The organism is Streptomyces sp. AC550_RSS872 (assembly GCF_019049285.1).
GTDB lineage: Bacteria > Actinomycetota > Actinomycetes > Streptomycetales > Streptomycetaceae > Streptomyces.
In genome coordinates, this window is sequence record NZ_JAGMUL010000113.1 from 1 (window position 1) to 7,887 (window position 7,887).

Sequence of the window (7,887 nt, forward strand, 5' to 3'; positions counted from 1 at the left end):
TTGTAGATCTCGCAATCCACACCGAACCCAGAGGCCCTCGCCTCGTTCAAGGACCAGCCAAGGCGTGTCGCCTGTCACCAACGTCCCCAGACAGCACACCTAGGCCTGCGGTCGCAGTCTCGGCGGCGTAGGGCGGAAGGCCCCGGGTGCGCGGCGTAGGACGAAGGGCCCCGCGGCTTTGCGGCCCGCGTCCGAGGCGGGGCGGGCGGCCCCGTTCCTACGTTGAGGGCACCGCCCACCGGGGCGGCCGGAGACGAGGGGACGTGGTCATGCCGGTAGCGATCATCACGGGGGCCTCCAAAGGGCTGGGGCGGGCGCTCGCCGAGGCGCTCGCCGCGCGCGGCTGGGATCTGGTGCTCGACGCCAGGACGGCGGAGGTCCTTCAGGAGACGGTGGCCGGGCTTCGTGCGTACGGCACGCGCGTGACGGCCGTTCCGGGGGACGTCACCGACGCCGGGCACCGGTCCGAGCTGGTGGCGGCGGCCTGGCGGCTGGGCGGTGTCGACCTTCTGGTGAGCAACGCCAGCGCGCTGGGCGCCGAGCCGCTCGTACGGCTGGACGCGCTGCCCCTGGACGGGCTGCGGCGGGCGCTGGAGGTGAACGTGGTGGCCGCGCTGGGCCTCGTGCAGGAGGCGCTGCCGCTGCTGCGGGCGTCCGAGGCGGGCGCGGTGATCACGGTCAGCTCGGACGCGGCCGCGGAGGCGTACGAGACGTGGGGCGGGTACGGGGCGTCCAAGGCCGCCCTGGACCATCTCGCGGCGGTGCTCGGCGAGGAGGAGCCGGGGCTGCGGGTGTGGGCGGTGGATCCCGGGGACATGGCCACGGACCTGTATGCGGCGGCCGTACCGGACGACGAGGATCCGCGGCCGGCGCCGGCCAGTGTGGTGCCGGCGTTCCTGCGGCTGGTGGACGAGCGTCCGGCGAGCGGCCGCTATGGGGCTCCGGCTCTGCTGGAGGGGCGGCGGTGACACTCGCGGTGCGGGTGCCGGAGGAGCTGTCGGCGCGGGTTCCCGCCGAGCAGCGTGGGCCGGGGCTCGACCGGGATGCCGTACGGCTGCTGGTGTCGCGGGGCACCGAGGTGTCGCACCACGCGTTCGGGGAGCTGCCGCGGCTGCTGCGGGCCGGGGATCTGCTGGTGGTCAACACGTCGGAGACGCTGGCCGCCGCCGTGGACGGCTGGGTCGGGCACGCGCGCGTGGTGGTGCACTTCTCCACGCGCGGCGACGACGGTCGGTGGGCGGTCGAGCTGCGGGATCCCGACGGGCGAGGCACCACGCGCGCGCGTACGGGCGGGCCTGCGGGGAGTGAGGTGCGGCTGCCGGGTGGGGCGGGGCTGGTACTGGAGGAGCCGCTGAGCTCGGGGAGCGGGCGGCTTTGGTGGGCGAGGGCATGGGGCGGGGGTCGAGGGTGGAGCGCGGGGCGGGGTGAAGCGCGCACAGGATCTGACGGGGCGGGAGGAGCAGGTGCCGAGGGGCCGCAGGGAGCTGGTCCGGAGGGGCCGGGGGGAACCGGTCCGGAGAGGCCGGGGGGAACCGGTCCGGAGGGGGCCCGGGGCGCGGGCACCGTGGCGGCGCGGGGCCCGGGTCACGACGGAGCTTCGTGCAGTGGGGCCGACGGTGTTGCCGAGGCCACGCAGGCCGACCGGGCACGGGGCACGGCAGCGGACGGAACGCAAGGAGCGAAAGCCAGTCGAGCCCAGGGCCCTGGTGCCGGCGCATCGCAGCGCCCGGGAGATCGCGGAGCACGGGACACGGAAGCCGGCCAGAGCCAGGTACCGGCAGACCGCGCTGCACAGGGCGGGCAAGCCGGCGAATCCCAGGCCGCGGCAGACGACGGAGCCGGGATCCTCCGGCTGATGCGGGAGTACGGGCGGCCGATTCGGTACGCCTATACCGAGCGGGACCAGCCGCTGTCCGTCTACCAGACCGTGTTCGCGCTGCCGTCGGGCGAGGGGGCGGGCAGTGCGGAGATGCCGAGTGCGGCGCGGCCTTTCACCGTGCGGATGGTGACGGAGCTGGTGAGTCGGGGGGTGCAGTTCGCGCCCGTCGCGTTGCACACGGGGGTGGCCTCGGCGGAGGCGCACGAGCCGCCGTATCCGGAGCGGTTCGCGGTGCCGGAGGCCTCGGCGCGGCTGATCAACGCGGTCAGGGCCGGGGGCGGCCGGGTCGTCGCCGTCGGGACGACTGCCGTGCGGGCCGTGGAGTCGGCGGTGGGCGCCGACGGGGTCGTACGCGCGCGTGAGGGGTGGACGGACCTCGTCGTCACTCCGGAGCGCGGGGTGCGGGCGGTGGACGGGCTGCTGACCGGGCTGCACGAGCCGGAGGCCTCGCATCTGCTCATGCTGGAGGCGGTCGCCGGGCGGGCCGCGGTCGACCGCAGTTACGAGGCGGCGCTGCGAGGGCTCTACCTGTGGCGCACGAGTTCGGCGACGTGCATCTCATCCTCCCGGCGGAGGACCCTCACGCAGCGCATTGCGTCAGCAACTGCCGGTGAGACCGTTACGTGGCCGATGTGAGCCCGCACATAGGGCGCAGGTCACGTACGAAAGTCCGTAGTAGGTAGCGACGTCCCTTTTGAGCGGGACATACGGTCCTGTCTGTCCTGATTTGCCCTTCCTGGGTCCACTACCGGGGATCGTACGTCACACCTTTGCCACGCAATTTTGCGGCCGCTAAGAATTGCTCTCGTCGCTCAGCGCCGCGGGTTCTCCCCGCGGCGTTTGTGCAGGAAGCACCCGTGTCCCCCGACGGACAGCGAGCGACCTCCGCGCTATTCGAAGAGGTCCCACTGCCATGCTCAAGAACGCCAAGAACCGACTCAGTCGTACGCTGACCAACCGGCACAAGATCGCGATCGCCGGTGTCGGCACGCTCGGTGCCGCCGCTCTGGCGCTGTCCGCCGTCCCCGGCAACGCCCAGACGACGACGGCCGAAGCCCCCACGGGCAAGGTCGCGTACAGCAACGAGCAGATCAAGGACGTCAAGGGCAGCGTCACCGACCGGCTCGCTTCCGCCAGTGTGAAGGCCGAGGACATCGCGGCCAAGAAGGCCGAGCAGGAGGCCGCGGCCAAGAAGAAGGCCGCCGCCGAGGCCGCCGCCAAGAAGAAAGCCGCGGACGCCGCCGCGAAGAAGAAGGCCGCCGCCGCGGCCGCCGCCAAGAAGAAGGCCGAGGCGGAGCGCAAGGCGAAGGAGGCCGCGAGCCGGTCCGCCAAGCGCGTCCAGGTCAAGCAGGTCGCCGCCAAGACCTACACCAACAACCTCGACGGCTGGATCCGCGAGGCCCTGGACATCATGAAGAAGCACAAGATCCCGGGCACCTACGACGGCCTCCACCGCAACATCATGCGGGAGTCCTCGGGTAACCCGAACGCGATCAACAACTGGGACATCAACGCCCAGAACGGCGTCCCCTCGATCGGCCTGCTCCAGGTCATCAAGCCGACCTTCGACGCGTACCACGTGCCGGGCACGGCCTTCAGCCAGTACGACCCGGTCGCCAACCTCACCGCCGCCGCCAACTACGCGGCCGACCGGTACGGCTCGATCGACAACGTCAACAGCGCGTACTGAGCGAGGTAGGCGCGGGCCTCTGATCCGTACGCCGAAGGGCGGCACCCTCCTGACAGGGTGCCGCCCTTCGGGCGTCGTACGACGGGGCGCGACTACTTGCGCATGACCTCGGGCTCGTGACGGCGCAGGAAGCGGGCCACGAAGAAGCCGCAGATCACGCCGAGGGCGATCAGGGCGATCATGTCCAGGGTCCAGGCGCCGACCGTGTGCTCCCACAGCGGGTCGTTGCTCTCGCCCTGGCCGGGCGGGCTGATCTTGTTGAAGTCCAGCGTGGCACCCGCGGCGGCCACCGCCCAGCGCGACGGCATCAGATACGAGAACTGGTTGACGCCGATCGAGCCGTTCAGGGCGAACAGGCAGCCGGTGAACACGACCTGGATGATCGCGAACATGACGAGCAGCGGCATCGTCTTCTCGGACGTCTTCACCAGCGCCGAGATGATCAGGCCGAACATCATCGAGGTGAAGCCCAGCGCCATGATCGGCAGTGACAGCTCCAGGAGCGTCAGGTTGCCGAGGACCAGGCCCTCCTCCGGGATCTCCCGGCTGGCGAAGCCGATGACGCCGACCATCAGGCCCTGGAGCACGGTGATGAAGCCGAGCACGAACACCTTGGACATCAGATACGCGGAGCGGGACAGGCCGGTCGCGCGCTCCCGCTCGTAGATGACGCGTTCCTTGATCAGCTCACGCACGGAGTTCGCGGCGCCGGCGAAGCAGGCGCCGACCGCGAGGATCAGCAGAACGGTGGTGGCCGTGCCGTTCGGGATGATCCGGCCGGTCTGCGGGTTGGCCGGGTTGGGCAGCAGGTCCTTGCCCGAGTCGATGAGCAGGCTCACCGCGCCGAGGACGCCCGGCAGGATCACCATCAGGGCCAGGAAGCCCTTGTCGGAGGCGATCACCGAGACATAGCGGCGCACCAGGGTCAGGAACTGCGACAGCCAGCCCTGCGGCTTGGGCGGCTTCATCGCCTGCATCGGCGGCATCTGTACGGACTGCGGGGCAATCGCGTCGATGTCCGCGGCGTACATCTGGTAGTGCTGGGAGCCCTTCCAACGGCCCGCCCAGTCGTAGTCGCGGTAGTTCTCGAAGGCGGAGAAGACATCGGCCCAGGTGTCGTAGCCGAAGAAGTTCAGGGCCTCCTCGGGCGGACCGAAGTAGGCGACCGCGCCGCCCGGTGCCATCACCAGCAGCTTGTCGCACAGGGCCAGCTCGGCCACGGAGTGGGTGACTACGAGGACCGTACGGCCGTCGTCGGCGAGGCCGCGCAGCAGCTGCATGACGTCGCGGTCCATGCCCGGGTCGAGGCCCGACGTGGGCTCGTCGAGGAAGATCAGCGACGGCTTGGTGAGCAGCTCCAGGGCCACCGAGACGCGCTTGCGCTGGCCGCCGGAGAGGGAGGTGACCTTCTTCTCCTTGTGGATGTCCAGCTTGAGCTCGCGCAGCACCTCGTCGATGCGCTGCTCGCGCTCACGGGCCGTGGTGTCGGCCGGGAAGCGGAGCTTGGCCGCGTACTTCAGGGCCTTCTTGACGGTCAGCTCCTTGTGCAGGATGTCGTCCTGCGGGACCAGACCGATGCGCTGGCGGAGCTCGGCGAACTGCTTGTACAGGTTCCGGTTGTCGTAGAGAACGTCGCCCTGGTTGGCGGGGCGGTAGCCGGTCAGTGCCTTGAGCAGCGTCGACTTGCCGGAACCGGACGGTCCGATGACCGCGATGAGGGACTTCTCCGGGACGCCGAAGGAGACGTCCTTGAGGATCTGCTTGCCACCGTCGACCGTGACGGTGAGGTGCCGGGCCGAGAAGGAGACCTCACCGGTGTCGACGAACTCCTCGAGCCGGTCGCCGACGATCCGGAACGTGGAGTGACCGACGCCGACGATGTCCGCCGGACCCAGCAGCTGGGAGCCGCCCTTGGCGATCGGCTGGCCGTTGACGTACGTGCCGTTGTGGGAGCCGAGGTCGCGGATCTCCATGCGGCCGTCGGGCGTCGAGTGGAACTCGGCGTGGTGGCGGGAGACCTGGAGGTCGGAGACGACCAGCTCGTTCTCCAGGGCACGGCCGATGCGCATGACACGGCCGACGGAGAACTGGTGGAACGTGGTGGGGCTGCGGTCGCCGTAGACCGGCGGCGCCCCCGCGCCACCACCGGGGCCCTGCTGCTGCGGCACCTTCGCGACGGACTGCGGCTGCTGCTGCGGCGTCGGCTGCTGCCAGCCGGCCTGCGGGGCCTGCTGCGGCTGGGCCTGCTGCTGCGGGTTCTGCTGGGGCGGCGCCTGCTGAGCGGGGGCCTGCGGCGCCCAGCCGGGGTTCGCGCCCTGCGCGGCGTATGGCTGATGCTGCGGCTGGGCCTGCGGCGAGGCGACGGAGGCCGCGGTGCCGGAGAGGTTCAGGCTCGGTCCGTCGGTCGCGTTGCCCAGGTGCACGACCGTCCCGGGGCCGACCTCCAGGTGATGGATCCGCTGCCCCTGCACGAATGTGCCGTTGGTGCTGCCGTGGTCCTCGATGACCCAACTGCGGCCGCTCCAGCTGATCGTGGCGTGCCGCCAGGACACCCTGGCGTCGTCGAGCACGATGTCACCCTGCGGATCGCGTCCGAGGGTGTAGGGCCTGGACGCATCGAGCGTCCAGGTCCGTCCGTTCAATTCAAGTACGAGTTCCGGCACTCCATGCCCCACTGAGTAGTCCCCCGAATTACCCCCAACACAGGGAGTCTAGGGATGTCGAACATCGTCGGGAACTATTTCAGGCTCCGCCCCCTGACCGAAAGTCGGGCCTTGTGAGGACCACGCCCACGCGCTTCGACTGGTTCCGTTGACGGGGTTGAAATCAGTCCGGAGAGTGGTAATCCACGCGAGGGGGACATGCGCGGCGAACACCTCGCCGCGCCGCGGATCGGGGGGTCTGCCATGAGCGCGTCCACGAACGTCGAGCCCACGAGGCACGGCACACGGTTGCCGTGGGGGGACATCCTGTTGTCCGCGATCGCCTGCGTGAGCTGGGCGTTGATCGGGATGGCGGGCACGGCGGCACTCGGACTGCATCTGCTGGAGGCCGACAGCTCGGCCGCTCTCGGCCCCATGACCGCGGCGGTGGTGGCCCTTGGGGCGGGTGGTTCTGTCACGCCGTCCGGCGATGTGTCCGCTTTCGGGCTGACGGGCGCGGAGGCGGCGACCGCCGTCGAGATCACGCCACTGGGGGTCGGCCTGGTCGGCGCGGTCCTCCTGTCGTGGTTCTTCTTACGGTCCTTGCGAGGCGCGGGAGTTGTGATCGCGCCGGCCGAACTGCTGGCGCGCGCGGGCGCGGTGGTCGCGTTGTTCGTGGCGATGCTGGGAGGACTGGCCTGGGCGGGGCACGACGTCATCACGATCGACGGGAGCTCGCTGGGGCTCGACGACCTGCCGCGCGGCGGCGGGGGTGACGGGGGCGGTGGCGGGATCGAGATCCCCGGAGTGGGTGACATCGGGGACATCGGCGGGCTGCTGCCCGACCAGATCGGCGACCTCATCGACGCGAAGGCGGCAGTCGGCTTCACGGTGGACACGGCGCCGACGCTGCTCGGCGGCCTGGGCTGGTCCGCCGGCATCCTCCTGATCGCTCTGCTGGCCTCGCGCCGCACCCCGCTGCCGCGCGGCTGGGAGGCCGTGCACCGCGTGGTACGGCCCGCCGCGTCCGCCTTGGTCACGGTGGCGCTGGTGGCGGTCGTGGCCGGCCTCGCGGCGGCGGCGTACGCGGCGATCGGCGACGCGCACCCCGGGCGGATCGCCGGCGCCGCCCTCCTCGGCGCCCCGAACGGCGTGTGGCTCGGCATCCCGATCGGCCTGTTCGTACCGTTCGACGGCAGGGCGACGGGGCCGCTCGCGGGCCTGTTGCCGGATCCCCTGGACGACCTGCTCAACAGCGGCGCCGACCAGTCCGTGACGCTGGGCCGGCTGGCGGAGCTGGAGGGGCGGGTGTGGCTGCTGGGTGTCGCGGCGGCGGTGATGATGCTGCTCGCGGGGGTGCTGACGGCGGTGCGGACGCCGGTGGGGGGCTGGGGTGATCCCGGGGGTGCACGGGATCCGGGGACCCTCCGTTTCGCCGGACGGTGTGCGCTGCGGCTCGGGGTCGCCACGGCGTTGACGCTGCCGTTGCTCGTGTGGCTGACGGAGCTGTCCGTGGACGCCTCGCTGTCGGTGCTGGGCTTCGACGCGTTCGGCGCCGGGGTGGAGCTGCGGGGGAACCTCGGTATGGCGTTGGTTCTCGGGGCGGCGTGGGGCGCGGGGGCGGGGGCCGTGGGGGCGCTGCTGGCCCGGTCGACCGGGGCCGCGGGGCAGCGGGC

4 protein-coding genes and 2 pseudogenes are annotated in these 7,887 nt (G+C 71.3%); 5 read left to right on the plus strand and 1 reads right to left on the minus strand.

Going from position 1 to position 7,887, the window contains the following annotated elements:
- Positions 1 to 269 precede the first annotated feature (269 nt).
- From KUM44_RS32080 to KUM44_RS32095, 4 genes and pseudogenes are all read left to right on the plus strand, one after another.
- Positions 270 to 968 (plus strand): SDR family oxidoreductase, encoded by a 699-nt coding sequence (locus tag KUM44_RS32080; protein ID WP_217213268.1) that lies wholly within the window; start codon positions 270 to 272, stop codon positions 966 to 968.
- A gap of 14 nt (positions 969 to 982) precedes the next feature.
- Positions 983 to 1,192 (plus strand): annotated as a pseudogene (locus tag KUM44_RS47735) (S-adenosylmethionine:tRNA ribosyltransferase-isomerase); the annotation flags it as partial.
- 147 nt (positions 1,193 to 1,339) lie between these two features.
- Positions 1,340 to 2,493, plus strand: a pseudogene (locus KUM44_RS47740) (S-adenosylmethionine:tRNA ribosyltransferase-isomerase).
- Positions 2,494 to 2,792: 299 nt separating this feature from the next.
- Entirely contained in the window at positions 2,793 to 3,569 is a 777-nt protein-coding gene (locus KUM44_RS32095; RefSeq protein WP_217213269.1) for a transglycosylase SLT domain-containing protein, read from the plus strand.
- Between the two features lie 92 nt (positions 3,570 to 3,661).
- On the opposite strand, the gene KUM44_RS32100 is transcribed toward KUM44_RS32095, so the two are convergent.
- Positions 3,662 to 6,232 (minus strand): FHA domain-containing protein, encoded by a 2,571-nt coding sequence (locus KUM44_RS32100; RefSeq protein WP_217213270.1) that lies wholly within the window; start codon positions 6,230 to 6,232, stop codon positions 3,662 to 3,664.
- Positions 6,233 to 6,475: 243 nt separating this feature from the next.
- On the opposite strand from KUM44_RS32100, the gene KUM44_RS32105 reads away from it, so the two are divergent.
- Positions 6,476 to 7,887 (plus strand): streptophobe family protein (locus KUM44_RS32105; RefSeq protein ID WP_217213271.1); only part of this gene is annotated, 1,412 nt, incomplete at its 3' end.

Excerpts from the sequence above, each read along its gene's own strand:
- KUM44_RS32080 (WP_217213268.1), top strand. The coding sequence starts at position 270 with ATGCCGGTAGCGATCATCACGGGGGCCTCCAAAGGGCTGGGGCGGGCG.
- KUM44_RS32095 (WP_217213269.1), top strand. The coding sequence starts at position 2,793 with ATGCTCAAGAACGCCAAGAACCGACTCAGTCGTACGCTGACCAACCGG.